Source organism: Rhizobium tropici CIAT 899, from assembly GCF_000330885.1.
Classification (GTDB): Bacteria; Pseudomonadota; Alphaproteobacteria; order Rhizobiales; family Rhizobiaceae; genus Rhizobium; species Rhizobium tropici.
This window is the reverse complement of record NC_020059.1, coordinates 2,585,481-2,611,904: the sequence shown is the minus strand read 5'-3', so window position 1 is coordinate 2,611,904 and position 26,424 is coordinate 2,585,481. Positions and strand designations below refer to the sequence as shown.

Genomic DNA, 26,424 nt, shown 5'->3' with positions numbered 1-26,424 from the left:
CCCAGCGGGCGTAGACCCAGTAGGCGGACAGTGACGCTGAACCCGGCTGCCGGGCTCAGTTTTGAGAGCACTTGAAGGGGAGTTCAGCGAGAGCAGTTCCAGCAAAGTGCGAAGCGGTTTTGCGTCCGGAACTGCGTAAGAACAGGAAGATAGAGCGTTTTCGCGATTTGAAGAAAAGCGGAAAAGCTCTAGCTGATCAGTTTCAGGCGGATAGCTTTTGCGACGAGCTGGGTACGGTTGACGCAATCGAGCTTCTTGATCGCGTTCATCATATAGGCGTTGACCGTATGGTCGGAGAGAGAAAGAATCTGGCCAATTTCGACCGAGGTCTTGCCTTGGGCCGTCCAGCGGACCACTTCCAGCTCGCGCGCGGAAAGCGAATGCGGCGCGGCACCACCGTTGCGCTTGAGGCAATTATAGGAATCGAGCGCCTGCAGCATGATCAGGGTGAGTTCGTTGATTTCACTCTGGCCGAGGCTGTTGCGATTGCCCATGAACCAGAAAACGAGACGCTGGCCATCCGGAGCATTGACCGGGATTATGACGCTCATCGGACAATTGTAGCTAATCAGGAGTGCTCGAAGCTCGCCCGGCACATCGGCGTCAGGTTCGGCATCTTTTTCCAGCAGATGCCACGCGCGCGGCATCACTGAATCACGCGTGCGCAGCAGCATAGGACAGCGGCGAACCAGATGATGCCGATCGAACTCACGCACGAACTGTGCTGGCACCGTCCCCTCGATAAGTAGCGGCGTCATCATCGTATCATCGGGAACCGGGGCGTTCATCAGAGCCACATGGCTGAAGCCAAAAGCCGATCCCGTCCGTTCCAAGCCCATTGCAAACGCCGCCTGTGTCCGAGCGGCAGCCAACTCGGCAGAAAGCAGCAATTGTCTCTCGGCGGTAATGATATAGGACATATGAGTTAAGGTGTCCGCGGCGTGGTATCGATATCAAATACTCGATTTATGAGTGAATGCTAGACGCAAAAATACCACACGGCCAGAAATAATTTTCATTTTCATATATTTTAATATTCAAACATACAATTGTCGCAGGCTTCGCCCAAAATGGGCGATAAGTGCCCGCGACCATCCTTTTGTTGGCCGGATCTCGACGCGATCATACATTTGACGTCATCGCCAGGACGATCGAAGGGGTCTGGTGACGCTTCCCCACTATGTCAAAATTAAGCCTAAAACCGACGTTTTGAACTGGGTTCTGCGCTTTGGGCGCCGCTTCAGGAATGCCTGTTTTGTACCGTTCGCAGTTTATCGCCCACGGCATAAGCTGGCATGAGATCTCACGCTTTTGAGTTCGCCGGCAGCCAATTTTTGGAAACGTACTTCTTTGCACGCGGGACTTTCCGTGAAGGCGGCCATGAGTTTTATTCAAATGATGCGTCGCCGTGTTGGTGCGCCTTGCGGAGGCCCAAAGCGGTTGCTATCGGTCTTGCCAAAGTAATCGCTTGCAGGCGTATAGCTTATGAATTTTCGCTTCTTTCCGCAGCTTGCGGCGCGTTGTTATCAAACGCTGTTGTGGTTCGTTACCGGCGTTTCGCTTTTTCTGGTTTCGCCCGCGCTGGCTGAAGCTGCCGGCGCTGTCGGTGGCGCGCCGATGCAGTTTTTGCTCGTTCACGGCGAGATGGGCCAATGCCGAGCCGATAGCACTTGCCCGGACTGGATCTCCGCCGAAGGTCAGATCATGGCAGATACACCGAGGAAGCTGCAGAAGATCCTGAAGCAGGTGGGCAACCGTAAACTGCCCATCGTCGTCAGTTCGCCGGGTGGCGATGTCAAGGCAGCGATGGAGATGGCTCGCGTCATTCGCAAGCAAAAGCTTTCGATCGCAGTCGGCCGCACCCGCTCGCGGGCGTGCCCCTATGCCGAGCCGATCTGCTCGGCTGCTTTTGCCAAGGACGGCTCGATCACAGGCCAGCCATTTTCCGACGGCGCAATCTGCTTTTCGGCCTGCCCTTTGTTTTTTGCAGGCGGTGTTCAGCGCGTTTCCAGCCCCTTCGCGCTGCTGGGCGTTCATCAGATCACCACCACCTACAGCGAGGTACGCGTTCAGTATCGCACCGAATATGAGATGGTGGATGGCAGGCGCAAGATCATCTCCAAGAAGGAGATCGGCCGCAAATTCGTCGGCAAGTACGACACGACGAAGCTCGACAAGGCGCAGAGGTCGAGGCTGGTGAGCTTCCTCGACAAAATGGGTGTGGACCGGGGGCTTGTCGATCTGATGCTTGGAACCGACCCGAACGGCATTCATCTGATTTCGCAGATGGACGCGTTGAGGCTGAAGCTGACGACGGAGCTTGCCGATGCCGACGCCCTGGCCTCGGCGCGCAACTGCAAGGAAAATCAATCGATTTCCGATTGTGACGCGCCGGCACGGTCGACGACCGTTGCGCCGATGACCAGCGCATCGGCAATGGCCGGCAAGTAGCCGTTGACCCGGCCTCAGCTATCCTTGGCTTTTGCTTTCGCCATGATCTTTTCCAGAAAGCCCAACAATAGCGCGGACACGACGAAGGCCAGGTGGATGATGGTGAACCACATCAGCTTGGCGTTGTCGTATTGAGTAGCGTTCAGGAAGATCTGCAGCAGGTGGATCGAGGAAATGGCGACGATCGAAGAGGCGACCTTGATCTTGAGGCTGCCTGAATCGAGCTTGCCGATGAAGGAAACCTCGCCTCCATTTTCGGCCTCGTCGAAGCGGCTGACGAAATTCTCGTAGCCCGAAATCATTACCATAACGATGAGGCTGGCCACCAGGGCGGCGTCGATAAGGCCGAGAATGGCGAGGATCATGTCGGCTTCGTCATAGGCGAAGACGTTGATCGCCACCTTGTAGAACTTATAGGCGAACGAAACGGCGTAGACGGCGAGCGAAGCGGCAAGGCCGAGATAGAAGATCACCAGGAGCCAGCGACTGGAGAGGATGATGCGCTCGACCAGCAATTCCAGGGACTTCATGTCTTTATCTTTCCTTCTCGGTTTTCATTGGACGCCGAAAATAGGCATGCCTGCGTCCTGAGACAAGGCGGTGCGTTTCGACGAACAGAGTGCTTCGCCACTATTCACACCCGATAGATATTGGTTTATCCCGACAGGGAAATGACCGTATGTTTGGGGGCGAGACTTATGGCGACGACCGTGGCATCCGATATCGAGATTGCGCGCGCAGCAAAGAAGCTGCCAATTATGGAGATCGGCGCAAAGCTCGGGATTCCGGCGGAAGATCTCGCACCTTACGGCTACGACAAGGCAAAGATCGGTGCCGCGTTCATTGCGGCGCAGGCTGGCAAGAAGGACGGCAAGCTGATCCTCGTCACGGCGATTAATCCGACGCCTGCGGGCGAAGGCAAGACCACTACAACGGTCGGCCTTGGTGACGGGCTGAACCGCATCGGCAAGAAGGCGGTAGTCTGCGTGCGCGAGGCCTCGCTCGGTCCGTGTTTCGGCGTGAAGGGCGGGGCGGCGGGCGGTGGCTATGCGCAGGTCATCCCGATGGAGGACATCAACCTCCATTTCACCGGCGATTTCCACGCGATCACGTCAGCGCACAATCTGCTTGCGGCGCTGATCGACAATCACATCTACTGGGGCAACGAGCAGAATATCGACCTCAGGCGCATCACCTGGCGGCGCGCGATGGACATGAACGATCGGGCGCTACGCGATATCGTATCGTCGCTTGGCGGCGTTGCGAACGGCTTTCCGCGCGAAGGTGGCTTCGACATCACCGTTGCCTCCGAGGTGATGGCGATCCTCTGTCTGGCATCCGACCTCAAGGATCTGGAAAAGCGGCTCGGCAACATCATCATCGGCTATCGTCGCGACCGCACCCCGGTCTATGCCCGCGACCTGAAAGCTGACGGCGCCATGGCCGTGCTCCTGAAGGACGCCATGCAGCCTAACCTCGTGCAGACGCTGGAGAACAATCCGGCGCTGGTGCATGGCGGCCCCTTCGCCAATATCGCCCATGGCTGCAATTCGGTGATCGCGACGCGCACGGCACTGAAGCTTGCAGATTATGTGGTCACGGAAGCCGGCTTCGGCGCCGATCTCGGAGCGGAGAAATTTTTCGACATTAAATGCCGTAAGTCCGGGCTTTCGCCGGATGCGGCCGTCATTGTCGCGACCGTGCGGGCCTTGAAGATGAACGGCGGCGTGAAGAAGGACGATCTTGGCAGGGAGAACGTTGAAGCCCTGGTGAAAGGCTGTGCCAATCTCGGCCGGCATGTCGCCAATGTCCGCAAATTCGGCGTGCCTGTCGTCGTCGCCATCAATCATTTCGTCTCCGATACCGAAGCCGAAATCGAGGCACTGAAGAATTATGTCGTGCGCCTCGGCGCCGAGGCGATTCTTTGCCGGCACTGGGCCGAAGGTTCGGCCGGCATTACCGACCTCGCACATAAGGTGGTGGAGCTTGCCGAATCCGGGCAGGCGAAATTCCAGCCGCTCTATCCGGACAATCTGCCGCTTCTGGAGAAGATCGAGATCGTCGCCTCCAAAATCTATCATGCCGGCGAGGTCACGGCCGACAAGTCGGTACGAGATCAGCTCAGGTCCTGGGAGGATCAGGGTTATGGTCATCTGCCGGTCTGCATGGCGAAGACGCAATATTCCTTCTCGACCGATCCGAATGTCCGGGGAGCACCCGAAGGCCACATCGTATCCGTTCGCGAGGTGCGACTTTCGGCCGGGGCCGGCTTCGTCGTCGTCATTACCGGCGAGATCATGACCATGCCCGGTCTGCCGAAATCGCCGGCGGCCGAGAGGATTTTCCTCAATGATCAGGGATACATCGAAGGACTGTTTTAAGTTCAGAATCCGATTCAACTTGTCGGTCGGGAAGTGCCGGTTCGGCGGTTGCACCCAGGACTGTTGTCATCCGATCCCGTTACGATATCTAACGTATTGACCTTGGCGGAGGCCGAAAGAAATCGGCACGGTCCAAGCATCGTCAAGACGGAGACGGATCGTGACTGCCGACAGCCGCGCAAGTTTGGATGAGATACGGGACTTCCATGCGAAGATGATGGCTGCTGCCAGCAATTCTTCGGACGAAAGGCTGGAGCAGGCCTTTCGCCTCGTTCGGCGTGAGGCCTTCATGGGGCCGGGGCCTTGGCAGATCGTGGTCAAGGGACGCCATCTCGAAACGCCAAGCAGTGATCCCGCCTTTCTCTATCAGAATGTTTTGGTCTCCCTGGATAAATCCAAGGGCATCAACAATGGCGAGCCATTTCTCCATGCTGCCTTCTTGGGCGCCGTCGCGCCGCAGCCCGGTGAGGCGGTCATCCAGATCGGCACGGGAACTGGATATTACACCGCCATTCTGTCGACGCTGGTGGCGCCGGGCGGCCACGTCCACGCCGTCGAGGTCGATGAGGCATTGGCCAACCGCACCCGCGATAATCTTGCCTCGTTCGAGAACGCCTCCGTCATCTGCGCCGATGCGACCGAGCTGGAGCTTCCGCAAGCGGATCTGATCTACGTGAGCGCCGGGGTGGTGGCGCCGCCGATATCGTGGCTGCAGGCGCTGCGCCTCGGCGGCCGGATCATCGTGCCCTGGCAGGCGAACGAAAAGGTCGGGCTTGCTGTCCTGATCACACGCGCAAAGCAGGGGTTCAGCGCCCGCGCCTTGATGCCCGCCTATTTCATTCCCTGCATCGGAGCTTCCGATCCCATGCAAACCACGAAAACGCCAAATGGAGGCGAGGCTCGCTCCATCCAGTCGGTTTGGCTCACCCGAGATCGAGCGCCGGATGAAACGGCGGTTGCGATCTATAGAGACCTGTGGTTTTCGAATGCAGGTCTCTGAATATGACGGAATTTAAAGATCAACGCCCCGTCGATTCCGCGACGCATTTCTAGTGGCAATAGCGAAAGCCGCCATTCCTCTCGATGACGTCGAGATGGAAGTGGGTTTCGTGCGCGGCGTCGCTCTCCGGGTCCAGAACGGTCGTGAAATAAAGGCAGGCCGAGGCGCTGGCTGCGCGCTGGAATGCGCCTGTCAGCGTCGGATCTTCGCGCCGCGGTTCGATTGCGATGGTCTTGCCGTTTTCGAAGGCAAAGCTCGCGACATCTATGGCGTTGCCGCGGGCATGCTCGGAGATTTTGCCGGTGGAAGCATTGTTGCGCAGCCGGCAGACATAGGTCGATGCTTGGTTGATCGTGACGATCTTGCCATTGTCCAATGCCGCGGCTGACGGAATGACACTTTCCTTCATCCATTGGGCCAAGGCGAGAGCGGCTTCGCAGCGCATTTGCCCTTCGGGCTTGAATTCTATGCCCGGCAGCGGGGAGCTAAGCGCAATCGGCTTGTCGATGCCGCAGCCGTTGCCATCGTCGATACGGGCGATCTCTTTGAAGGTTGATCCGATGGCGGTCAGTGCCTTCAGGCAGGCCTGGTGTTCGTCATCCGGCTCGGAAGCGATGGTCAGGGGCGGACGGGGAGGGCCTTGCATCTGTTGGCCGCTTGTTTGTTCCTCCGGCTGTGACGTCGGCTTTTCCGCCGGAATGACAGGGCCGTTTGGTGATGCTGCGGGTTTTTCTGCAGGGATCGGCGCTTTGCCATCCGGCCGAACTTGTTCCTGATCCGGTTTTTGCTCGGGTATCGGGCCGGTCTGAGGGAGAGACGTGGCCATGAGAAGGACGGCGGCGGAGACTAATGAGATAATTCTAAACAGCATCAAGTAATTCAGCCAATTCTAATGATGATACCGATAGAACGCGCGAAGCTGTGATTTCGTTGCAATTCAGCAACGTTCATCTCTTGTCTTAAAAGGTGATAATTTTATTCATGATTATGTACGCCGAATATATTGACAATAATACTCATGTTTTTTATGCGGCAGAAAGAAGGCGGGATATTTCCGCCCGTTAACAAGATAACCTAGCCAGCCCCTTGCCTGCTTTCGACGCAGCAACCAGCCAGCCCGGTGAAGCAATTCGAAAGGAATGGTTATGGTTGTCCGGCGCTCACGCTCGGTCCTCTTGGCATGCACCGCGTTTCTGGCCCTTGGGCTGGCGACGACATCTTTTGCGCAGACTGCAGCTCAGAGCGAAGAGGCGACGGGCGAGGCCGCCAAGGGCGATCGTGTTACCAACCTGAAGCCGATCATGGTGACAGGGAAGGGCAAAGCGAACAAGGATGTGCTTGCCGGTTCTCCGACCACAAGTGAGACGACGGCCCAGGACATCGACGACAAGCAAATCACACGTATCGAGGACCTTGGCCGCAGCACCGAGGTCGGCGTCGGCTTCAACCGTGCGACCGGCGGCGTCAATATTCGCGGCCTTGGCGACGACCGTGTGCTGACGACGGTCGACGGCATCCAAATTCCTTTCCTTCTCGATGCTTCGCGCGGCAGTGCCAATGGCGCCAACAATGGCGGCAATGGCGGCGTCAACAGCTTCGATTTCAACGCGCTTTCGAGCGTCGACATCGTGCGTGGTGCCGATTCCAGCCGTGCCGGTTCGGGCGCTCTCGGCGGTGCCTTCGTTCTGCGTACGCTGGAGCCGGAAGATCTGATTGCGCCCGGCTCTACCTGGGGCGGTGTTTTTAAGTTCGGCTATAATGGCGACGACCGCAGCATCGGCGGATCAGCGGCGGTTGCCAAGCGCATCGACAATACCGCCGTTCTCTTCCAGGGCGGCTACACGCATGGTCATGAGCTTGAGAACAACGGCGATGTCGGCGGCTATTCCACCAAGCGTACCGAGGCTAACCCGGCTGACTACAATCAGAGAAGCGGCCTGTTTAAGATCCGTCAATATACCGACATCGGCACCTTCGGCATCACGGCCGAGCACTACAACAAGGATAAAACCACCGATCTGATGACCCTGCAGAGTCCGACCGGAAACTTCCGGCCCGGCAACTATAACGGGACAGACAATGTCGAGCGCAATCGTGTGTCGCTCGATTACAAATATGAAGCCGAGAGTGCCGATTCGCTGCTCGATGCCGCCAACGCCGTTTTCTATTGGCAGAATCTTCTGCGTGAAGGCGGTGTGGAAGGCTATCGCTATACGTCCGTCATCGGCGACTATTGGCGTCGTAATGAAATGGAAGACCGCAGCATCGGCTTCGCCGGCAACGCATCGAAGTCTTTCGATACCGGCAGCCTGCATCACCAGGTCACTTTTGGTCTCGATGTCGCCTTCGACAAGGTTCACCAGTACTCGGCCGGTGAGGATAGCTGCGAACTTCCTCGCTGGCGTGCTTCTTGCGCCTTCCTGCATACCAACCAGTCCGATATGCCCGATGTGGACGGCAAGCGCGTCGGCGTCTTCATCGATGACAAGATCGAATTGGGCTCCAGCAATATCTATTTGACGCCGGGTCTTCGCTTCGACTGGTACGATTACTCGCCGAAGAACACGGCTGCCTATCGCGACAGCGCCAACTATAATGGCCTGCCCTCCGGGCAATCCGACAGCCGCTTTTCGCCGAAGCTGCGCGCCTCCTATCAGCCTCAGGACAATGTCGAGCTCTATGCGCAATGGGCGATGGCCTTCCGTGCGCCCAGTGTCAGCGAACTCTACGTCAACTACGGCGTGCCCGGCGGTTATGTCACCTACGGCAACCCCGACCTGAAGCCCGAAACCAGCAACGGCGTCGAAATCGGCACCAACCTCGGCGACGACGATTTCGGCGGCCATGTCGGTGCGTTCTATAACAAGTACAAGAACTTCATCGATACGCTGAACTATCGCGATCCCACAGGCACCTATCCGCTCGGGATCACCGAATACTTCAATCGCGCCAACGTCCGCATGTTCGGTATCGAGGTCAACGCACACAAGACGTTCGACAACGGCATCCACATTAAGGGCTCGGTCGCCTACGTGAACGGCAAGGACTCCGATACCGGTCAATGGATCAATTCCGTCGCTCCGGCCAAGGCCGCCTTCACCGTCGGCTATGCGACCGACGTCTGGGGAACGGACCTGACCTTTGTCACCGCGACGCGCGAGGCGAAGAAGACCGGCGACACGCTGCAGACCCCGGCCTATGGCATCTTCGATCTCACAGCCTGGTGGGAGCCGGAGCAGGTGAAGGGCCTCAGCATTCGCGGCGGTGTCTACAACATCTTCAACAAGACCTATTACGACGCTCTCAACGCGCCGTCCTATAGCGGCACGCTAATCCAGCCAGCTTCCTATTATTCCGAGCCCGGCCGGACCTTCAAGCTGACGCTGACGCAGAGATTCTGAGCCGCTCCATCGATGCAGCAAACTCGGGCGATGCTTCGGCATCGCCTCTTTTTTGCTCTCTCGCGTGGCATCGGGCGATTTGTGCAATTGTGAATGGCAGCGTTCGATGCTATTGGAGCAACGCAGTCTTTAACCGTCGAGAGAAAAGAGAGGAGGACCGTATGACCAAGATAGTCTGGCATATTCGCCAGTTCGGTCCGACTCGTGCCCTGCAGATGCGTTTGCAGGGCTGATCAGAGGCTGTTTCTCACTCAATCCTTCTGGTCTGCCCTTGGGGCGACGTGAGCTTGCGCATCCACGCGGCCGCGTCATGACATGTTTTCGAGCATTGGCCGATATGGCCATCGGCATCGGCGCAGCGCGGCAAAAGGAGCTGCCGGCGATGCCTTGAGATGCTCGATCGAGACCGGAAAAGACTATGACTCTGATCAATCTCCGCAATCTGGGCGTCACCATGAGTGCGCCGCTGTTTTCCAATCTGAATTTCACCGTCGATGCCGGTGATCGCGTCGGCATGGTCGCCGCGAATGGGCGCGGCAAGACCACACTGCTCAACTGCATCACGGGTAGGCAGGAGCCGACCACGGGCGAGATCACCCGCGCGCGAGGCTTGCGCGTCGGCTACGTCGAACAGAATGTGCCGGCCGCGCTGCTGGACGTCTCCTTCTATGAGGCCGTCCTTCAAGCCTTGCCTAAGGAGCAGGTGGAGAGCGAGAGCTGGCGCGTCGATGTCACTCTCGATTCGCTTGATGTACCGACGGCGATGCGGGAAAGAACATTGGCTCAGCTCAGCGGCGGCTGGCAGCGGCTTGCCATGCTTGCTCGCGTCTGGGTAACCGAGCCCGATGTGCTGCTGCTCGACGAGCCGACCAACCATCTCGATCTCGCCAAGATCGCGCTGCTGGAGGATTGGCTGAACGCGATGCCGCGCGACGTGCCTGTCATCATCGCCAGCCACGACCGTGCCTTCCTCGATGCTGTCTGCAGCCGAACCCTGTTTCTGCGCCAGGACCAGTCGCCAACCTATGTGCTGCCATATAGCCGGGCGCGTGCGGCGCTGGACGAGGTCGATGCCTCGGATGAACGTCGCTACCAGAAGGAGATGAAGACGGCACAGCAGCTGCGCAAACAGGCGGCCAAGCTCTACAATCTCGGCGTCAACTCCGGCAGTGATCTCTTAACCGTCAAGACGAAGCAATTGAAGGCGCGGGCCGAGAAATTGGAGGACAGCGCGAGACCGGGCTACCGCGAGCGTTCCTCCGGCTCGATCAAGCTTGCCAATCGCGGCATTCACGCCAAGGTGCTTCTGACGCTGGAGGATGCTTCGGTGACCACACTCGACGGTACGCTGCTGTTCAAGACCGGTCAGCAGTGGATTTGCCAGGGCGACCGCATCGTGCTGCTTGGGCAGAATGGCGCGGGCAAGACGCGGCTCGTGGAGATGATACGCAGGGCCATAACCGATCAGGCCGTCGGCGGTACGATCAAGCCGACGCCATCCATCGTGCTCGGCTACAGCGATCAGGGGCTCTCCAATCTCGGCCAAAAGGACACGCCGCTCGGCATGATCACACGCCTGTTCGAGCTCGGCGAGCAACGTGCCCGCACGCTGCTGGTCGGGGTCGGGATCAATATCGATATGCAGGGCAAAGAGATCGGCCGTCTGTCCGGCGGGCAGAAGGCGCGGCTTGCCATGCTGGCGCTGCGGTTGACCAATCCCAACTTTTACCTGCTCGACGAGCCGACAAACCATCTGGACATCGATGGTCAGGAGGCGCTGGAGGGCGAGCTGACGGCGAATGAGGCAAGTTGCCTTCTCGTCTCGCACGACCGCAGCTTCGTGCGATCTATCGGCAATCGCTTCTGGCTGATCGACCGGAGGCGATTGGTCGAAGTGGATGGGCCGGAAGAGTTCTTCGAAGCGGCCAGAGAGAAGGATTAAAAATAGGATAAGGCGATCGGATCGGTGGCAAGCATCGACCTTGAACTGATCTGAGGCTTCGAGTTGACAGCGCGAAATATGAAGGCGCAGAATACAACCGTCGCTTCAGTGAGGTGCAACTTGACGAGCTTGATTCTGAACGATCGCCTCAACCGCCCGGCATATTGGATGTTCATCTGCATATTCTTGGGAATTCGGATCGGAGCCGTTGTTCTGACCGAGATGGGTTACATTTCCGGTTTCGTACGTCTTATGGACTTCATCCTTTTCTTCGTCGCGTCCGTTTTGGGAGCACGACTGCGAGATTTTGGATGGTCAGCTTTTTGGGGTTGGGCGGGGGTGGCGGTGTTCAATGTCGTTGTTCCTTTGGGAATAATATTTTTACTGAAACCGGTGCTCCTGCCTAGCGGTGGGTTAAGTGGTTCTGCTGGAGGCTATAATACTTTGCTTTCTACCCTGCCATTTTTTGCTCTGATAGTAGCTGTCGGGTCTCCGCCAAGCGATCCGAATAGCAAATATAGGAGGCCCTCACAGTATAACATCGTCGTATCGGAATCCGCGCGACAGTTTGCGCAGCACTGGATTCTTCCGCCTTTATCCATTTTCAGACGACGTGTGAGCCGCTCAGCCTATTGGGCTGGCTTGGTGATTGTCCTTCTAATACTTTTCGCTCAGTTCATAGCTGAAGAAAGCAACAAAGGAAGACTTTTGGTGGCTTCGTTGCTCGCGCTCGCCGTCGCTGTTGCCGCGCTGCTCGCTGCTGCACGTTTGCGTGATTTTGGATGGTCAGGACTCTGGGGATGGGGCAGTGTTGTTGGCTTAAGTCTAGCGGTTCCGATAGCGACGATTTCTTTGATAGGGGAGAGCCGGATGGTCACTTTGCCGATGCATATAGTGTTGGGGTCCCTTTTTCTTTGCATGGCTGTAATCGTCATCGTTGGTATCCCGGCAGGAAATCCCGGTCCCAATAAATATGGCCCACCCTTCCGCTGGAAGAAAAATAACGTGGCTTAATGATCCCGACATTCTCGCTTGCGTATCCCCTCATCTCACGCTAACAATTCCCGCCATGAATACGTCCTTGAACAACATTGCAGTTTGGTGGTGGGCACGCTGAGGCGGCCTCGACCAATCGTGTTCAAAGACCACGAGTGAGCCGCCCGAGATTTCGAGGCGGCTTTTTTGTTATATTGGCCGCCTGTCATCCGGGCCCGATAACGGAGTGAGGAACAATGGTAACGATCCTTCGGGATGACGGTGCGGAAATCTACGAGACGAAGGGCGGCATCACCGTCACCCGGCAGCGCCGGCCGACGCCCTATGCGGATGCGGTTTTGTCCTATATCGACAAGCTCGACGAGCGCCGTGGCGCTGTCTTCTCCTCCAACTACGAATATCCTGGCCGCTACACGCGTTGGGACACCGCCATCGTCGATCCGCCGCTCGGCCTGTCCTGCAATGGGCGCGATGTCTGGATCGAAGCCTATAACGAGCGCGGTGAAGTCATTCTCGGCTTCATCGCGGAGAAGCTGAAGACGGTTTCAGAGGTCGTTCTCGGCGCTTCGACGCCGCGCCGGCTCGATCTGACCGTAAAGACGCCGGATCGCGTCTTTACCGAGGAAGAGCGCTCGAAAATGCCAACGGTCTTCACCGTGCTACGCGCCGTGACCGATCTCTTCTACTCGCAGGCGGATGCCAGCATCGGCTTCTACGGTGCCTTCGGCTATGATCTCGCCTTCCAGTTCGACGCGATCGATCTGAAGCTCAAGCGCCCGGACGACCAGCGCGACATGGTGCTCTACCTGCCGGACGAAATCCTGGTGGTGGACAACTATTCCGCCAAGGCCTGGATCGACCGGTACGATTTCGCAAAGGGCGGCCAATCGACGGAAGGCAAGTCGGGCGAGATCGCGCCCGAGCCATTCCGGCACACCGATGCCATTCCGCCGAAGAGCGATCATCGTCCCGGCGAATATGCCGAGCTGGTGGTCAAGGCGAAGGAGAGCTTCCGCAAGGGCGATCTCTTCGAAGTCGTGCCCGGCCAGAAGTTTATGGAGCGCTGCGAGAGCAAGCCATCGGATATTTCCAAGCGCCTGAAGGCGATCAATCCGTCTCCCTATTCCTTCTTCATCAATCTCGGTAATCAGGAATATCTCGTCGGCGCTTCGCCTGAGATGTTCGTGCGCGTTTCCGGCCGCCGCATCGAGACCTGCCCGATCTCGGGCACGATCAAGCGCGGCGACGATCCGATCGCCGACAGCGAGCAGATCCTGAAGCTCTTGAACTCCAAGAAGGACGAGTCCGAGCTGACCATGTGCTCAGACGTCGACCGAAACGACAAGAGCCGCGTCTGCGAGCCGGGTTCGGTCAAGGTCATCGGCCGTCGGCAGATCGAGATGTATTCGCGCCTCATCCACACGGTCGACCATATCGAGGGCCGCCTGCGCGATGACATGGACGCCTTCGACGGCTTCCTGAGCCACGCCTGGGCCGTCACCGTCACCGGTGCGCCGAAGCTTTGGGCCATGCGCTTCATCGAAAGCCATGAAAAGAGCCCGCGCGCCTGGTATGGCGGCGCGATCGGCATGGTCGGCTTCAACGGCGACATGAACACCGGCCTGACGCTGCGCACTGTTCGCATCAAGGACGGTATTGCCGAGGTGCGGGCCGGCGCGACGCTGCTCAACGACTCGATCCCCGAGGAAGAAGAAGCCGAAACCGAACTGAAGGCCTCCGCCATGCTTTCCGCTATCCGTGACGCCAAGACCGGCAATTCCGGCAAACAGCAACGGGACGTCGCTTCCGTCGGCAAGGGTGTGAAGATCCTGCTTGTCGACCATGAAGACAGCTTCGTCCATACGCTTGCCAACTACTTCCGCCAGACGGGGGCGACGGTTTCGACCGTGCGTACGCCGGTGCCGGAAGAAGTCTTCGACCGGCTCGATCCGGATCTCGTCGTGCTATCGCCTGGTCCCGGCAATCCGAAGGATTTCGATTGCAAGGCGACGATCAAGAAGGCGAGGGCGCGCAACCTGCCGATCTTCGGCGTCTGCCTCGGCTTGCAGGCGCTGGCCGAAGCTTATGGCGGCGAGCTGCGCCATCTGGCAATCCCGATGCATGGGAAGCCCTCGCGCATCCGCGTGCTGGAGCCGGGCCTGGTCTTCTCCGGTCTTGGCCGCGAAGTGACCGTTGGTCGTTATCACTCGATCTTTGCCGATCCGTCGAGCCTGCCGCGCGACTTCATGATCACGGCCGAGAGCGAAGACGGCACGATCATGGGCATCGAGCATGTGAAGGAGCCGATCGCAGCCGTCCAGTTCCACCCGGAATCGATCATGACGCTCGGCGGCGATGCCGGCATGCGGATGATCGAGAATGTCGTGGCGCATCTGGCGCGCCGGGCAAAGACGAAGGCCGCCTGAGACGAGCGTTTAGAGCTCGGATGTTTCTAGCCCCATGCACTCGGAAAAGGTGCATGGGGCTATTTTGTGCCTTGAAAGTGCCAACAAACCGCTGAAGAGATTGAATGATGGCGGGGACGTTCAGTCGGTGATCTCAAAGATATTCAAGGGCGTTCTCTACGTCGTTCTTGCTGTCGTGCTCCTCGCCGGTCTCGGCATCGTCGTGCCACGGCCGCTCTGGCATGACGGGCCAGCTGTCCGCACCGAACGCTCCCAGCAAATCCTCATGCTCAGCAACCCCATCCATACGGACATTGCCATTCCCGTCGATAGCGATCTCCTCATTCGTTTCGCCTTCCTGCGGACGGCTGGGCTCGATCTCGACAATCCCAACCTGCGGTATCTCATCTTCGGCTGGGGCGGCCGAAGCTTCTATACAGAGACGCGGACCTGGGCTGATTTGAAGGCGGGTCCCGTGTTGAAGAGCTTTGCGCTCGATCGTTCCGTCATTCATGCGGAACTCGCAGGCGATATCCCGCTGGATGCACCGGCTGTCACCGCGATCAACCTCGATGCCGTCGGGCTGGAGCGGCTCAAACAGTTCATTCTCGGCAGTTTCGATCGCTTTGACAGTGGCCCGATATCTCTGCCTGGCAGCAACTACGGACCCAACGATGCGTTCTTCGAAGCGCGGGGCTATTTCAACGCTTTGATGGGTTGCAATACCTGGACAGCCGCCGCGCTGAGGCAGGCGGGCTTGACCTCCGGCCTTTGGACATCCTTGCCCTGGATGCTGCGAATGTCCTTGCGGCTGCATAATGACGATGAACGCTTTGCGGCAAGCCACACCTTGCCTTGAGGCGGTTTGACTTGCTTCAGGTTGTATCCTAATCTTTACGTCGTTCCTGTGGGGCACATCGGCATCGAGCCGAAAGGGCTAGGCCTGCCCGCTGATATCACTCAGCAGGAGTCTGCCCATGCCAACCCTCGATACCCTCCGTAAGCAAGCCAAGCTGCTGATGCGCTGGCACCGTGAGCGCGACTATTCCATCGGCGGAAGAGTTCGTGTGCTCGACCGTTTCAAGGCTTTAACTGATCGCGAGATTCTGGCGATGAAATTTCCTTTGACGCTGGCACAGGAGATCGTCGCAGTCGAAGCTGGCCATAAGAGCTGGGCCGAGTTGAAGGCCGTTGCTATGGATGCGCCAAAGATGCCGGCGGCATCAGCGGAACCGCCGGTTTTCAAGAGCATCGTTCCCATCCTTTTCGTGCGGGATGTGGCTACGAGTGCGGCCTTCTTCAGGGAGAAGCTTGGCTTTGTGGAGGAATTTCTGCATGGGTTGCCGCCATTCTACGGTGCCGTGTCGCGTGATGGCATCTGGGTTCACTTGCGGCTCGTCTATGAACCCTATTTTGCAGCTGCTGCGGCGAAAGAGGGCGCGCTGATCCTGGCGTCGATCGAGGTTTCGAACGTTCAGGGATTGTTCGAGGAGTTCAAGGCGAAGGACGTGGAGTTTGCGCAGCCGCTCACCAAGCAAGCTTGGGGAGGCACCGATTTTCACGTGCGCGATCCGGATGGAAACGTGATCTCGTTTGTGACGTTCAGGTCGTAACAGTTTGATCCATCGAGGATTGCCGCAGAGTGGCCACCCTCACATGTCCTCGCAGTCCTGCCAGCTTTCCTCGAAGACCAGCTTGTCGAGCGGCAGGCGGTCGCGCCATCCCTTCACCGCAAGTTCCGGCATGTCGTAGAGCTCGTCGACATAGCCGACGCAGAGCCAGGCGACGATCTTCACGTGTTCGGGTATGCCGAGGATTGCCTTGATGGCATCCTCGTGGAAGATGCTGACCCAGCCGACGCCGACGCCTTCGGCCCTTGCCGCAAGCCAGAGGTTCTGCACGGCGCAGACCGTCGAATAGACATCGGTATCCGGATTGTGGGTGCGGCCGAGCACGACGGGACCGCCGCGCTTGGTGTCACAGGTGATGCAGATGCTGAGGGGCGCCTTGCGAATACCTTCCAGTTTCAGCCGCTGATACTGCGCGCGGCGATCGCCTTCGAACATCGCACAGGCTTCCTCATTGGCCTGATGGAAGGCCTGCCACACGCGCTCGCGCGTCTCGCTCTGACGGATCAGAATGAAATTCCACGGCTGCATGAAACCGACCGACGGCGCCGAATGAGCAGCTTCGAGCAAGCGCCGGACAAGATCGTCGGGCAGGGGATCGGGCCGGAACTGGTCACGCACGTCGCGCCGTGTCTCGATGGCGCGATAGACGGCGCTGCGTTCCCCCTCCGAAAATGCCCCGGCTGTAACCAGATGGTCCGACACATCCGCGGGAGCGTCGGCGATGGACGATGTAGCATCGGCAGTATTTTCAGGAGCGGGCATGTTCAACCATGATTTTCATTTGGCGGCGTATCGGCCGGTATCGCCGACCCTTGCACATCAGGCTGAAGCACAGCTTAGTGCTGGATGGCAAGCCAAACTACCAGGACGATTTTCCACAGGCGAGCGCATTATCGGCTTCCAACTGTCGTGGAACGGCGGTTTGGGAAACATCTTCCTCATGTTCCGCGAAGGGACTGCCCGGATGGCACTTCCTTCAATCCGCACATCGGCAACGAATTGTCGTGTGAAAAGGTGACCGCCTTTGACAAACGCGAAGTCCTGGCCCATATGGACCGTCAATAAGCCGCCTGCGCGAAAATCCGCGCGGGCGGTTTTGCATTTCAACGGCGCCTTTTTGCAATTCATTCGCATAAGCACGGCGCGGGATACTGGAGAAGGGCATGAGTGCTCAAGGAAACGATACGATCAGGCGGCTTGCCCTCTGGGGCATTCCTCTGTCGCTCGGCGTCATGGGGCTGAAGATGCTGGCCTGGTGGCTGACGGGCTCTGTTGCGCTTCTGTCTGATGGACTTGAATCGCTCGTCAATGTCGTTGCCGCTTTCATCGCCTTTTTCGTCATCCGTTATGCCCAGAAGCCGGCCGATCACGATCATCCCTTCGGTCATCACAAGGCAGAATATCTCTCTGCCGTTACCGAAGGCGTGATGATTGTCGTTGCGGCGCTGATGATCGTGCAGGAAGCGGTCGGGCATCTCGGCAATCCGCAGCCGATGCAGGCGCCTGTGCTGGGTCTCGCCATCAACTTCGTCGCCGGCGTCATCAACGGCGTGTGGGCCTTGACGCTGATCCGGGCCGGGCGGACGCATCGCTCACCGGCACTGACGGCGGACGGCCAGCACATCATGTCGGATGTCTATACTTCGATCGGCGTGGTCATCGGCCTGTTGCTGGCGCTCGGCACCGGCCAGCCGATCTTCGATCCCGTGCTTGCCATTCTCGTTGCCATCAACATTCTCTACCAGGGCTGGAAGGTCATCTCCACCTCGATCGACGGGCTTATGGACAAGGCTGTCCTGCCGGAAGAGGAGGAGACTATCAAGAATGCGATCGCGGGGAATGCCGAGGGTTCGCTCGGCGTGCATGATCTCAAGACGCGCAGGGCAGGAGCAGTGACCTTCGTCGATTTTCACATGGTCGTACCCGCCGCCATGCCGGTGCGAGAGGCACACAGAATCTGCGACCGCCTTGAAGATGCCATACGGGCGATCCATGCGGGCGCCGAAATAACCATTCATGTGGAGCCTGAGGGCGAAAAAGCCCATGGTATCCGCGTCAAAGTGATCAAGGAGACCTGAGATGCCAAAGACCGATGTGTCCGGCCTGTCGATGCTCGGCAACCAGACGGAAACGGCCAGCAATCCGGAAGAGGCCGTTCTGGAGAAGGTGCCGTCCGGCCATGCCGGCACCGATTATGTCGTGCGCTTCACCGCGCCTGAATTCACCTCGCTCTGCCCGATGACGGGACAGCCGGATTTCGCCCATATCGTCATCGACTACATTCCGAATGAATGGCTGGTCGAATCGAAGTCGCTGAAGCTCTTCCTGCATTCCTTCCGCAATCATGGTGCTTTCCACGAGGATTGCTCGATCTACATCGCCAAGCGCCTGGTGGATCTGCTGCAGCCGAAGTGGCTGCGTATCGGTGCCTACTGGTATCCGCGCGGCGGCATTCCGATCGACGTCTTCTGGCAGACCGGCAAGCCGCCGGAAGGTGTGTGGCTGCCGGATCAGGGTGTGCAGCCCTATCGCGGCCGAGGCTGAATGAAAAAGCCGCCATCCGGAGATGGCGGCTTTTCTGCTAGATGCGATGAGACTGCGGCTCAAGCAAACGAGTTGTCGTCGCCATTGTCATAGGACGAGTCATCATAATCGTCGTCCTGAGCGTCTTGGGCAGCATCCTGGGCGTAATCGGCCGCGCTCTGATCATTCTGGTCGCTATTATCGTCATTGCCGAAATAGTTGTTGTTGATGATCGTTTCCTGCACCGGCTGTTCGGCAGCATTGGCCGCCGTGCCCCCGAAGAGGCCGCTGCCGGCATTGCCGCCGAAGAGACCGCCGCCGGTGCCGCCCAGATGCGGGCTGAACAGGCTGGAGAGCGATTCCGCCAGCATCACGCCGCCGGCGACGCCAGCCGCTGTGCCAAGCGCGCCGCGCAGGAAGCTGCCGCCGGCCGAAGGCGCGGCTGCCTGCTGGCTCCAAGGCCCAGACGGCTGTGGTTGCGGCTGGCCAGCCCAAGGGCCGGGCTGAGGCGCATTGCGGGCATAATCGTCATAGAGGCGACCCTGCTGCTGTGGATTGCCACCCTGTGGTGCGGCGGCACGCTGCTGCTGGCCGCCGCCGAAGAGCGAGCCGATCCCGCCCAGGAAACCGCCGCTCTGGCCTTGCGAATGGTTGTCGGCGCCCTGCTGCTCGAGCTCGTGCACGCGGGCTTCGAGCTGCTGGATGCGATCGGCCGCAGCCTTCATGCCCTGTTCCTGCATGATGACGGCCTGCGCCAGGAAGTAGGGCGCATAGGGCTGGTCGCGGACCGCCTGGTTGATGAAGGCCTCCGCATCGGCGTCGCGGGGCGTGCTGGCGGCACCGCGCACGCGATCGAAGAGAGAAGCGAGCAATTGACGTTCTTCTGGCGACATGATGGCCTCCTTGGCTATCCGTGCTGCAAATTCGGGGCGCGATTTCTAACCGCGCTGACCTGACGTAGGATCAAATCTCGGCTTTTCAAAGCCATTCAAGTTACATTTCGGTAATCCGCAACCATAACACCATGTTGTCAGTCGCTATTCCCGCCTTGTCTTTTTCCGGCATTGTTTTACGCATTGAGTCGCACTATGTGCGGTGAACGACGCATCATGCTGGAGAGTTGAATGAACGACGAAGACGAACAGGAAGACAAGAAGACCGAGCAGCCCTTGGGCAAGGACGCGGAGGCGAATCTTTTCAAGTCGCGTTCGATCTTCATCTATGGCGGCATCACGCAGGAACTGGCGCAGAAGGTCTGCTCGCAGCTCGTGGCGCTTTCCGCTGCCAGCGACGATGACATCCGCATCTATGTGAATTCGCCCGGCGGTCACGTCGAGTCCGGCGATTCCATCCACGACATGATCAAGTTCATCAAGCCGAAGGTCTGGATGATCGGCACGGGCTGGGTCGCCTCCGCCGGAGCGCTGATCTATGTCTCCGCTCCGAAGGAGCGCCGTATTTGCCTGCCGAACACGCGCTTCCTCCTGCACCAACCGTCCGGCGGCACGCGTGGCATGGCCTCCGACATCGAGATCCAGGCACGCGAAATCATCAAGATGAACGATCGCCTGAACAAGATATTCTCGGAAGCAACCGGCCAGCCGATCGAAAAGATCGCCAAGGACACGGATCGCGACTACTGGCTTTCTGCTGAAGAAGCCAAAGCTTACGGCCTGGTCTCGCGCATCGTGACCTCGCAGGCGGACATTTGATCTAGCGGATCTGCCTTATTGATTTGAGCGCCCTCGCTTGCCGGAAGGCTGGCGGGGGCGTTTTGCGATGAATCAGTTTCGATCGAAAGCCCGATGCTGGCGGCAGAAATCTCCGCCGCCAGCCTTCGCCACTCGGGAGTTGCAACGTTTCCGGGGAGCGGCGAACTCGAAAGCCTAAGTTACAAGCGGCGTGCGCCTCCTAGATGGTGATCTCCACCGGTGTTCCCTCGGGCATGGTGATGACAGCCTCATAGAAGCCGTCGCCGGTGGTGCGGGGCGCGGATTTCAGGCAATCACCCGCCTTGCATCGTTCAGCCAGCGCATCCACGGCAGCTTTGCTGCCGAGCGATATGGCAATGTGGTCCCAGCCCACGCGTTCACTCTGCGAGTCGCGGGGAAGCCAGGAGCCGGTCATCAGTTCGATCTGGTCGTCGCTTCCAGGCAAGGAAACAAAGCGCGAGACGAAGCCAGGCCGGCGCCGGCTTTGGTATGGTTCACCGACGGTCGCGCCGAAATATATCTCCCAGAAGTTTGCGGCGGCATCGAGATCATGCGTCCATAGAGCGGTATGAGCGATCCGCATTGGTCTCTCGCTGTTCCTGTTCGTGATTGCGGGTGACGATGCCGGCGCAGAGAGGTGCGATGCAGAGCAGCAGAGCGAGCATCCAGAAGGCGCCGGGCAAGCCAAGATGATCCGCCGCGAACCCGACGCCGGCGGGGCCGACGAGCACGCCTGCATATCCCGTCATGGTGATGGCCGCGACGGCAAGGCCCGGCGGCGTGATCTTTTGCGCGCCGCCCTTGCGGAAGAGCACCGGGGCGATGTTGGAGGCGCCAAGGCCGATCAGCAGGAAACCGCCCATTGCGAGGATCGAAATCGGACTGAGAAGGAGGACGACAAAGCCCGCGACGGCAATCACGCCGCCCCACAGCATGACCGCCCTGTCTCCGACCCTTGCTGTAATGGCATCACCGCTCAAGCGTCCGATCGTCATCGCAATGGCAAACAGCATATAACCGAGGCCGCCATGGCTTGCGTCGACCCGGTCCTGCGTCGTGAGGAGCAAGGCACTCCAGTCTAGGATAGCGCCTTCGACGAGGAAGGTGATTGCTGCCAGCGCGGCGAGCAGCAGCACGAAGCCGCGCGGCATGACGAAAAGCGGCGCGTCCTCCGCGGGGACGGTCCGCAGCAGCCGGGGCCATGCGACGATCATGGCGACGACCATCACGGCCGAGCTTAGAAGCGTGGCGGCGAGAGGGCCGGCTTTGACGGACAGGAGCAACGTGACGAGCAGGGAACCGATGAAGCCGCCGATGCTGAACAGCGCATGGAAGCCGGACATTAGTGGCCGATCCGCGCCTTTCTCCACTTCGACGGCGTGGATGTTCATGGCAACGTCGAGCGATCCAAGACAAGCGCCGAAAGCCGCCAGCGCAAGGCCGAGGGTAAATGGCGTGCTGGCTACGGCCAAGGTCGGCAAGAGAAGTGCGAGGCCGAGGCCGCCCGTAATGATGATCGGCTTGCTGCCATATCGCGCGCTCAGCATGCCGGTCGCCAGCATTGCCGCCACCGAGCCCAGGCCCAGGCAAAGCAGCAGCATGCCAAGCACGCCGTCATCGACGCCGAGGCGAGCCTTGGCGAAGGGGACGAGGGGAGCCCAGCAGGCGAGGGCGAAGCCCCCGACCAGAAAAGCAAGTCGTGTCGCCAGCCGGGTTTCCGGCCGATCCGTGGATTGCATGGTCATTTCTTGTCTTTCGAAATCAGGAGGATGAGGTGACGTCGCTTGCTTTCACGAGCGAGAAGCCGGCGTCTGAGGCCGCCTTTTCGTCTGCGGCAGGCAAGTCATCCTCGACAACGAGCCAGTCGATATCGTCGGCGCCACCGATGCGGTGCGGTGCGCGTTCGTGAAATTTCTCAGACGTAATCAAGGCGATGCTGGCAGCGCTTCTCCTCAGTAGCGTCCGTTTGAAGATCGCATCTGCATGTTCGTACACGCTGATGCCGTTTCTTGCCGAAACTGCGCAGACGCCCAAAAAACAACGGTCGATGTTCATGCCTTCGATGGCCGCAACGGCGGACGCATCGACACTGCCGCCGACGACGGGATCGACTGCGCCGCCGATCAGGACAAGCGGGATATCGCCGCGCTTCATGATGGCGCTGGCGATATCAATGGAATTCGTCGCGATGGTCGCTTTCAGATCCTTCGGCAGAAGATCGACCATCGCGAGATTGGTGCTGCCGCTGTCGAAAAACAGGAATTCGCCCGGCTCAATCATCGCAACGGCGGCTTTGGCCAGGGTTCTCTTGCGGCCCGATTCCTGTCCGACGCGGGCGGCCATGGGCTGCGATGGTGTCAACAGGGGAAGCGCGCCGCCATAGACGCGGCGGCATTTGCCCTCTGCGGCAAGTGCCCGCAGATCGCGGCGCACGGCATCTTCGGACACGTTGAATTCGGCAGCCAGAGATGCGGCAACGATCTGCCGGCCCTCTGCAAGCCGCGCTTCGATGACATCCCGGCGGGACAATGGGAGTGAAGTATTCATAAATTTGCATTAACGTGCGTAAACAAGAAAGTCAATATGCATGTTTGTGCACGATTTGACTCTGCGGCGATATATTCCGCGAGCGATTTGTCCAATGAGACTGCCATTTTGCTCGAAAACAGCACTTGCACGCCCGATGCTTGTGATGCTCCATGCGCCTTCAATCGATCGTCGTGCGCTCTTCGAGTCTCCATCGCCATGCTCAAAGATTTTTCCGTTCAAAGCCTGTTCATGGGATGCCTCACCGCCTTCGTCGGTTTTGCCAGCTCCTTCGCCGTCGTCTTTCATGGCCTGCAGGTGGTGGGCGCCTCGGATGCACAGGCTGCCTCCGGCCTGACGGCGCTCTCTGTCGCGATGGGCGTCTGCGCCATTGTGCTCAGTTTGGTGACGAAGCTTCCGATCAGCATTGCATGGTCGACACCGGGAGCGGCATTGCTCGCGAGCGCTGGAGCGATCGAGGGCGGTTTTCCAGCGGCGGTCGGTGCGTTCTTCATCTGCGGCATATTGATCGTCATTGCCGGGCTGTTCCGGCCTTTCGGCCGTGCCGTCGCCTCGATCCCGGCGCCGCTCGCCAATGCCATGCTGGCCGGTGTTCTGCTCGGCCTCTGCTTTGCGCCGGTGAAGGCGATCGCCTTCAATCCTGTCTTCGGCCTGCCGATCATCCTTGCCTGGATCGTCGTCGGTGCGTTTAAGCGGCTATGGGCGGTGCCGGCGGCGCTTGCTGCCTTCGCATTGGTGCTGGCCTTCGGCGTGAAGATACCCGATGGTGCCTTTGCTTCGCTCGAACATTCGCTGCTGCCGACGGCCGAATTCGTGAAGCCGGTCTTCACGCTTGCAGGCATCGTGTCCATCGCGCTGCCGCTGTTCATCGTGACGATGGCGTCGCAGAACATTCCCGGCATTGCGGTGCTGAAGGTGCATGATTACGATCCGAGGCCGGGTCCGCTGTTTGCCGTGACCGGCGTGTTCTCGCTGCTCGCTGTCCCCTTTGGCGGCCATGCCGTCAATCTGGCGGCCATTACCGCCGCCATGTGCGCCGGACAGGATGCGCATGCCGATCCCGCGCGGCGCTATTGGGCGGCGATTGTCGCCGGCATCGGCTATGTGATCCTCGGATTGCTGGCGAGTGCCGTTACGGCTTTCGTGGCGCTGGCGCCGCCTGTTCTCATCGAGGCGGTTGCAGGTCTGGCGCTGGTCGGCGCGCTTTCGAATTCCGCCTTGAACGCCTTCCAGCAGCCGGAATCGCGCGAGGCCGCCGCCATCACTTTTCTGGTGACGGCATCGGGCGTTTCGTTCGGCGGGATTTCCGGCGCCTTCTGGGGGCTGATCGCAGGCGGACTGATGCTGGCGCTGTCGCGCGGCGTGCAGATGCTGAAGAAGTAGGCGAGGGGTTGCTTCTTTTTGATCCGGCGGCTATAAGCGCGGCCATGAAGCTGAATGGCGCAAAGATTTCCGAACAGGTTGCACGTGGGCGCGTTGCCCTGCGTGACAATACGCGCGCCCTTACCTCGCTTCTCCTCCTCGGCCTTACGCGCGGTTGCCGGGTCCTTTGAGGAGCGCCCGGCGGCCGAAAAGCCCGCTGGCCATCGCTCCTCGCGACTTACCGTAAAATCGACAGCTTACCCGCAAAGGGTCCGCATTTTATCATCGCCAAGCCGCATTCGATCGGCTAAGACGCGGGATAAAATGACGGGAAAGGAAGAGACGAGACCATGGACGCGAACAGCCATTCCCCCAAAGGCATGCCCGAAGCGACGGTGAAATACCGCGCCTATCCCCAGATCAACATTCCCGACCGGACATGGCCGTCCAAGGTCATCACGAAGGCGCCGATCTGGTGCTCGGTCGATCTGCGCGATGGCAATCAGGCGCTTGTCGATCCCATGGGCCATGACCGCAAGGCGCGCATGTTCCAGCTGCTGCTGGATATGGGTTTCAAGGAAATCGAGATCGGCTTCCCGTCGGCTTCGCAGACCGACTTCGACTTTGCCCGCTGGTGCATAGAGCAGGGCAATGTGCCTGCCGATGTGTCGCTGCAGGTTCTCGTCCAGTGCCGCCCGGAATTGATCACCCGCACCTTCGAGGCTCTGGAAGGCGCCAACAAGCCGATCGTGCATTTCTACAATTCCACCAGCGAATTGCAGCGCCGCGTGGTGTTTGCCAAGGATGTGCGGGGCATCAAGCAGATCGCCGTCGATGCGGCCAAGATGATTAGCGACATGGCTACCAAGGCCGGCGGCGGCTATCGCTTCGAATATTCGCCTGAGAGCTTCACCGGCACCGAGCTGGATGTGGCGCTGGAGATCTGCAACGCCGTCATCGACGTCATGAAGCCGACGCCTGACAACAAGCTGATTATCAACCTGCCGTCGACAGTCGAAATGGCGACGCCGAACATCTATGCCGACCAGATCGAATGGATGTGCCGCAATCTCGACAACCGCGAAAACCTGATCATCTCGCTGCATCCTCACAATGACCGCGGCACCGGTATCGCCGCCGCTGAGCTGGCGTTGATGGCCGGCGCCGATCGCGTCGAAGGCACGCTGTTCGGCAATGGCGAGCGCACCGGCAATGTCGATGTCGTCACCATGGCGCTGAATATGTTTACACAAGGCGTCGATCCGGAACTCGATTGCTCCAACATCGAGCGCATGAAGGAAGTCTTCGAATATTCCAATCAGATGGCGATCGGAGAACGCCACCCTTACGTCGGCGAACTGGTCTATACGGCCTTCTCCGGTTCGCATCAGGATGCGATCAACAAGGGCATGAAGGCTGCCAAGGTCGCCAACGACCCGGTGTGGGAAGTGCCCTATCTGCCGATCGATCCGCAGGATGTCGGCCGTACTTATGAGGCGATCATCCGCATCAACTCGCAGTCCGGCAAGGGCGGCATCGCCTATATCATGCAGCAGGACTACGGCTTGAACCTGCCGCGCAATCTCCAGGTGGAATATCGCGAGGAAATCCAGCGCATCACCGACGAGGAAGGCAAGGAACTGCCCTCCAAGCGCATCTACGAGCATTTTATCGAGCGCTATGTGACGCAGCCGGACGCGCGGATCCGCTTCGTCGATCACCACACCTTCGCCGATCCCGAACACAAGGGGCAGCGTATCGTTGCCGCTGAAATCACCGACAAGGGCGAGGTGAAGCGCATCGAAGGTCGCGGCAACGGCCCGATCGACGGCTTCATCAATGCGCTCTCGATCTATCTCGGCATCCCGATGTCCGTTGAGGATTATTCCGAGCATTCGCTCCAGCATGGCTCCAATGCCGCGGCGATCTCCTATGTCGAGGTCTCCTATCCGGGCGGCAAGCTCTTCGGCGCCGGCATTAACACCAATATCGTCGCCGCGTCCCTCGAGGCGATCGTATCGGCGGCAAACCGCGTACTCGCCATCAAGGCGGCATAAAGCTTTGGCGTGAGTG

Annotated in this window: 23 protein-coding genes; 15 read left to right on the top strand and 8 right to left on the bottom strand. The window is 59.2% G+C overall.

All coding sequences use genetic code 11. From position 1 onward, the window contains the following. Positions 1 to 188: 188 nt before the first annotated feature. Entirely contained in the window at positions 189 to 920 is a 732-nt protein-coding gene (locus RTCIAT899_RS12850) for a helix-turn-helix transcriptional regulator (protein ID WP_015340671.1), read from the bottom strand. Between the two features lie 565 nt (positions 921 to 1,485). Here RTCIAT899_RS12850 and RTCIAT899_RS12845 point away from each other — a divergent pair. Continuing rightward, positions 1,486 to 2,451: a COG3904 family protein gene (locus tag RTCIAT899_RS12845; protein WP_015340670.1), complete on the top strand. Its 966-nt coding sequence runs from the start codon at positions 1,486 to 1,488 to the stop codon at positions 2,449 to 2,451. A 14-nt stretch (positions 2,452 to 2,465) separates the two neighbouring features. Here the strand turns inward: RTCIAT899_RS12845 and RTCIAT899_RS12840 are convergent, their stop codons facing one another. After that, on the bottom strand, positions 2,466 to 2,981 hold the full coding sequence (locus RTCIAT899_RS12840; protein WP_015340669.1) for a TIGR00645 family protein: 516 nt from the start codon (positions 2,979 to 2,981) through the stop codon (positions 2,466 to 2,468). A gap of 168 nt (positions 2,982 to 3,149) precedes the next feature. On the opposite strand from RTCIAT899_RS12840, the gene RTCIAT899_RS12835 reads away from it, so the two are divergent. After that, the gene (locus RTCIAT899_RS12835; protein ID WP_015340668.1) at positions 3,150 to 4,832 is read left to right on the top strand and encodes a formate--tetrahydrofolate ligase; all 1,683 of its coding nucleotides are present in this window, start codon (positions 3,150 to 3,152) and stop codon (positions 4,830 to 4,832) included. Between the two features lie 160 nt (positions 4,833 to 4,992). Then, positions 4,993 to 5,832: a protein-L-isoaspartate O-methyltransferase family protein gene (locus RTCIAT899_RS12830; RefSeq protein ID WP_015340667.1), complete on the top strand. Its 840-nt coding sequence runs from the start codon at positions 4,993 to 4,995 to the stop codon at positions 5,830 to 5,832. Positions 5,833 to 5,881: 49 nt separating this feature from the next. On the opposite strand, the gene RTCIAT899_RS12825 is transcribed toward RTCIAT899_RS12830, so the two are convergent. Then, the gene (locus RTCIAT899_RS12825; protein WP_041677612.1) at positions 5,882 to 6,703 is read right to left on the bottom strand and encodes an extensin-like domain-containing protein; all 822 of its coding nucleotides are present in this window, start codon (positions 6,701 to 6,703) and stop codon (positions 5,882 to 5,884) included. 274 nt (positions 6,704 to 6,977) lie between these two features. On the opposite strand from RTCIAT899_RS12825, the gene RTCIAT899_RS12820 reads away from it, so the two are divergent. The 6 genes from RTCIAT899_RS12820 (at position 6,978) to RTCIAT899_RS12790 (ending at position 16,189) form a co-directional block, all read left to right on the top strand. Then, positions 6,978 to 9,233 carry a TonB-dependent hemoglobin/transferrin/lactoferrin family receptor gene (locus RTCIAT899_RS12820; protein WP_015340665.1) on the top strand — a complete coding sequence of 752 codons (2,256 nt, stop codon included), beginning with the start codon at positions 6,978 to 6,980 and terminating at the stop codon, positions 9,231 to 9,233. Between the two features lie 418 nt (positions 9,234 to 9,651). After that, on the top strand, positions 9,652 to 11,175 hold the full coding sequence (locus RTCIAT899_RS12815) for an ABC-F family ATP-binding cassette domain-containing protein (RefSeq protein WP_015340664.1): 1,524 nt from the start codon (positions 9,652 to 9,654) through the stop codon (positions 11,173 to 11,175). Positions 11,176 to 11,295: 120 nt separating this feature from the next. Beyond that, entirely contained in the window at positions 11,296 to 12,189 is an 894-nt protein-coding gene (locus tag RTCIAT899_RS12805; protein ID WP_161624404.1) for a DUF805 domain-containing protein, read from the top strand. Between the two features lie 218 nt (positions 12,190 to 12,407). Then, positions 12,408 to 14,597, top strand: coding sequence for an anthranilate synthase (locus RTCIAT899_RS12800; protein WP_015340663.1), 2,190 nt, complete (start codon positions 12,408 to 12,410; stop codon positions 14,595 to 14,597). A 34-nt stretch (positions 14,598 to 14,631) separates the two neighbouring features. Further along, complete coding sequence (locus RTCIAT899_RS12795) at positions 14,632 to 15,435, top strand: TIGR02117 family protein (RefSeq protein ID WP_015340662.1); 804 nt, start codon at positions 14,632 to 14,634, stop codon at positions 15,433 to 15,435. Positions 15,436 to 15,553: 118 nt separating this feature from the next. Next, positions 15,554 to 16,189, top strand: a complete 636-nt coding sequence (locus RTCIAT899_RS12790) for a glyoxalase superfamily protein (RefSeq protein WP_015340661.1) — start codon at positions 15,554 to 15,556, stop codon at positions 16,187 to 16,189. 39 nt (positions 16,190 to 16,228) lie between these two features. Here RTCIAT899_RS12790 and bluB read toward each other — a convergent pair whose 3' ends face one another. After that, on the bottom strand, positions 16,229 to 16,969 hold the full coding sequence (bluB, locus tag RTCIAT899_RS12785; RefSeq protein WP_244441413.1) for a 5,6-dimethylbenzimidazole synthase: 741 nt from the start codon (positions 16,967 to 16,969) through the stop codon (positions 16,229 to 16,231). Between bluB and RTCIAT899_RS33075 the strand changes: the two genes are divergently transcribed. The 3 genes from RTCIAT899_RS33075 (at position 16,968) to queF (ending at position 18,751) form a co-directional block, all read left to right on the top strand. Next, on the top strand, positions 16,968 to 17,225 hold the full coding sequence (locus RTCIAT899_RS33075) for a hypothetical protein (RefSeq protein ID WP_135488207.1): 258 nt from the start codon (positions 16,968 to 16,970) through the stop codon (positions 17,223 to 17,225). The two genes, bluB and RTCIAT899_RS33075, sit on opposite strands and share 2 nt — an antisense overlap. A 145-nt stretch (positions 17,226 to 17,370) precedes the next feature. Beyond that, complete coding sequence (locus tag RTCIAT899_RS12780; protein ID WP_015340659.1) at positions 17,371 to 18,285, top strand: cation diffusion facilitator family transporter; 915 nt, start codon at positions 17,371 to 17,373, stop codon at positions 18,283 to 18,285. A 1-nt stretch (position 18,286) separates the two neighbouring features. Then, entirely contained in the window at positions 18,287 to 18,751 is a 465-nt protein-coding gene (queF, locus tag RTCIAT899_RS12775; protein WP_015340658.1) for a preQ(1) synthase, read from the top strand. Positions 18,752 to 18,810: 59 nt separating this feature from the next. On the opposite strand, the gene RTCIAT899_RS12770 is transcribed toward queF, so the two are convergent. After that, positions 18,811 to 19,623 carry a DUF2076 domain-containing protein gene (locus RTCIAT899_RS12770; protein ID WP_015340657.1) on the bottom strand — a complete coding sequence of 271 codons (813 nt, stop codon included), beginning with the start codon at positions 19,621 to 19,623 and terminating at the stop codon, positions 18,811 to 18,813. 231 nt (positions 19,624 to 19,854) lie between these two features. On the opposite strand from RTCIAT899_RS12770, the gene RTCIAT899_RS12765 reads away from it, so the two are divergent. Continuing rightward, positions 19,855 to 20,442: an ATP-dependent Clp protease proteolytic subunit gene (locus RTCIAT899_RS12765; RefSeq protein ID WP_015340656.1), complete on the top strand. Its 588-nt coding sequence runs from the start codon at positions 19,855 to 19,857 to the stop codon at positions 20,440 to 20,442. A 199-nt stretch (positions 20,443 to 20,641) separates the two neighbouring features. Here the strand turns inward: RTCIAT899_RS12765 and RTCIAT899_RS12760 are convergent, their stop codons facing one another. Genes RTCIAT899_RS12760 through RTCIAT899_RS12750 form a run of 3 tightly spaced genes read right to left on the bottom strand, consistent with a single transcriptional unit; the run spans position 20,642 to position 22,989 of the window. Then, positions 20,642 to 21,025, bottom strand: a complete 384-nt coding sequence (locus tag RTCIAT899_RS12760; RefSeq protein WP_015340655.1) for a VOC family protein — start codon at positions 21,023 to 21,025, stop codon at positions 20,642 to 20,644. After that, on the bottom strand, positions 20,991 to 22,181 hold the full coding sequence (locus tag RTCIAT899_RS12755; RefSeq protein WP_041677940.1) for an MFS transporter: 1,191 nt from the start codon (positions 22,179 to 22,181) through the stop codon (positions 20,991 to 20,993). The genes RTCIAT899_RS12760 and RTCIAT899_RS12755 overlap by 35 nt, the downstream gene beginning before the upstream one ends. 22 nt (positions 22,182 to 22,203) lie before the next feature. Next, positions 22,204 to 22,989: a DeoR/GlpR family DNA-binding transcription regulator gene (locus tag RTCIAT899_RS12750; RefSeq protein WP_041677609.1), complete on the bottom strand. Its 786-nt coding sequence runs from the start codon at positions 22,987 to 22,989 to the stop codon at positions 22,204 to 22,206. 198 nt (positions 22,990 to 23,187) lie between these two features. Between RTCIAT899_RS12750 and RTCIAT899_RS12740 the strand changes: the two genes are divergently transcribed. After that, entirely contained in the window at positions 23,188 to 24,372 is a 1,185-nt protein-coding gene (locus RTCIAT899_RS12740) for a benzoate/H(+) symporter BenE family transporter (RefSeq protein WP_015340652.1), read from the top strand. A 329-nt stretch (positions 24,373 to 24,701) separates the two neighbouring features. Continuing rightward, the gene (gene leuA / locus RTCIAT899_RS12735) at positions 24,702 to 26,408 is read left to right on the top strand and encodes a 2-isopropylmalate synthase (RefSeq protein WP_015340651.1); all 1,707 of its coding nucleotides are present in this window, start codon (positions 24,702 to 24,704) and stop codon (positions 26,406 to 26,408) included. Positions 26,409 to 26,424 lie beyond the last annotated feature (16 nt).

What these genes read in the sequence shown, in the direction of transcription:
- RTCIAT899_RS12780 (WP_015340659.1), top strand. Translation starts at nt 17,371, where the DNA reads ATGAGTGCTCAAGGAAACGATACGATCAGGCGGCTTGCCCTCTGGGGC.
- RTCIAT899_RS12815 (WP_015340664.1), top strand. Translation starts at nt 9,652, where the DNA reads ATGACTCTGATCAATCTCCGCAATCTGGGCGTCACCATGAGTGCGCCG.
- RTCIAT899_RS12795 (WP_015340662.1), top strand. Translation starts at nt 14,632, where the DNA reads ATGCACTCGGAAAAGGTGCATGGGGCTATTTTGTGCCTTGAAAGTGCC.
- RTCIAT899_RS12800 (WP_015340663.1), top strand. Translation starts at nt 12,408, where the DNA reads ATGGTAACGATCCTTCGGGATGACGGTGCGGAAATCTACGAGACGAAG.
- RTCIAT899_RS12845 (WP_015340670.1), top strand. Translation starts at nt 1,486, where the DNA reads ATGAATTTTCGCTTCTTTCCGCAGCTTGCGGCGCGTTGTTATCAAACG.
- RTCIAT899_RS12840 (WP_015340669.1), bottom strand. Translation starts at nt 2,981, where the DNA reads ATGAAGTCCCTGGAATTGCTGGTCGAGCGCATCATCCTCTCCAGTCGC.
- RTCIAT899_RS12770 (WP_015340657.1), bottom strand. Translation starts at nt 19,623, where the DNA reads ATGTCGCCAGAAGAACGTCAATTGCTCGCTTCTCTCTTCGATCGCGTG.
- RTCIAT899_RS12750 (WP_041677609.1), bottom strand. Translation starts at nt 22,989, where the DNA reads ATGAATACTTCACTCCCATTGTCCCGCCGGGATGTCATCGAAGCGCGG.
- RTCIAT899_RS12825 (WP_041677612.1), bottom strand. Translation starts at nt 6,703, where the DNA reads ATGCTGTTTAGAATTATCTCATTAGTCTCCGCCGCCGTCCTTCTCATG.
- RTCIAT899_RS12755 (WP_041677940.1), bottom strand. Translation starts at nt 22,181, where the DNA reads ATGCAATCCACGGATCGGCCGGAAACCCGGCTGGCGACACGACTTGCT.
- RTCIAT899_RS12835 (WP_015340668.1), top strand. Translation starts at nt 3,150, where the DNA reads ATGGCGACGACCGTGGCATCCGATATCGAGATTGCGCGCGCAGCAAAG.
- bluB (WP_244441413.1), bottom strand. Translation starts at nt 16,969, where the DNA reads ATGCCCGCTCCTGAAAATACTGCCGATGCTACATCGTCCATCGCCGAC.
- queF (WP_015340658.1), top strand. Translation starts at nt 18,287, where the DNA reads ATGCCAAAGACCGATGTGTCCGGCCTGTCGATGCTCGGCAACCAGACG.
- RTCIAT899_RS33075 (WP_135488207.1), top strand. Translation starts at nt 16,968, where the DNA reads ATGTTCAACCATGATTTTCATTTGGCGGCGTATCGGCCGGTATCGCCG.
- RTCIAT899_RS12820 (WP_015340665.1), top strand. Translation starts at nt 6,978, where the DNA reads ATGGTTGTCCGGCGCTCACGCTCGGTCCTCTTGGCATGCACCGCGTTT.
- leuA (WP_015340651.1), top strand. Translation starts at nt 24,702, where the DNA reads ATGGACGCGAACAGCCATTCCCCCAAAGGCATGCCCGAAGCGACGGTG.
- RTCIAT899_RS12850 (WP_015340671.1), bottom strand. Translation starts at nt 920, where the DNA reads ATGTCCTATATCATTACCGCCGAGAGACAATTGCTGCTTTCTGCCGAG.
- RTCIAT899_RS12790 (WP_015340661.1), top strand. Translation starts at nt 15,554, where the DNA reads ATGCCAACCCTCGATACCCTCCGTAAGCAAGCCAAGCTGCTGATGCGC.
- RTCIAT899_RS12760 (WP_015340655.1), bottom strand. Translation starts at nt 21,025, where the DNA reads ATGCGGATCGCTCATACCGCTCTATGGACGCATGATCTCGATGCCGCC.
- RTCIAT899_RS12765 (WP_015340656.1), top strand. Translation starts at nt 19,855, where the DNA reads ATGAACGACGAAGACGAACAGGAAGACAAGAAGACCGAGCAGCCCTTG.
- RTCIAT899_RS12740 (WP_015340652.1), top strand. Translation starts at nt 23,188, where the DNA reads ATGCTCAAAGATTTTTCCGTTCAAAGCCTGTTCATGGGATGCCTCACC.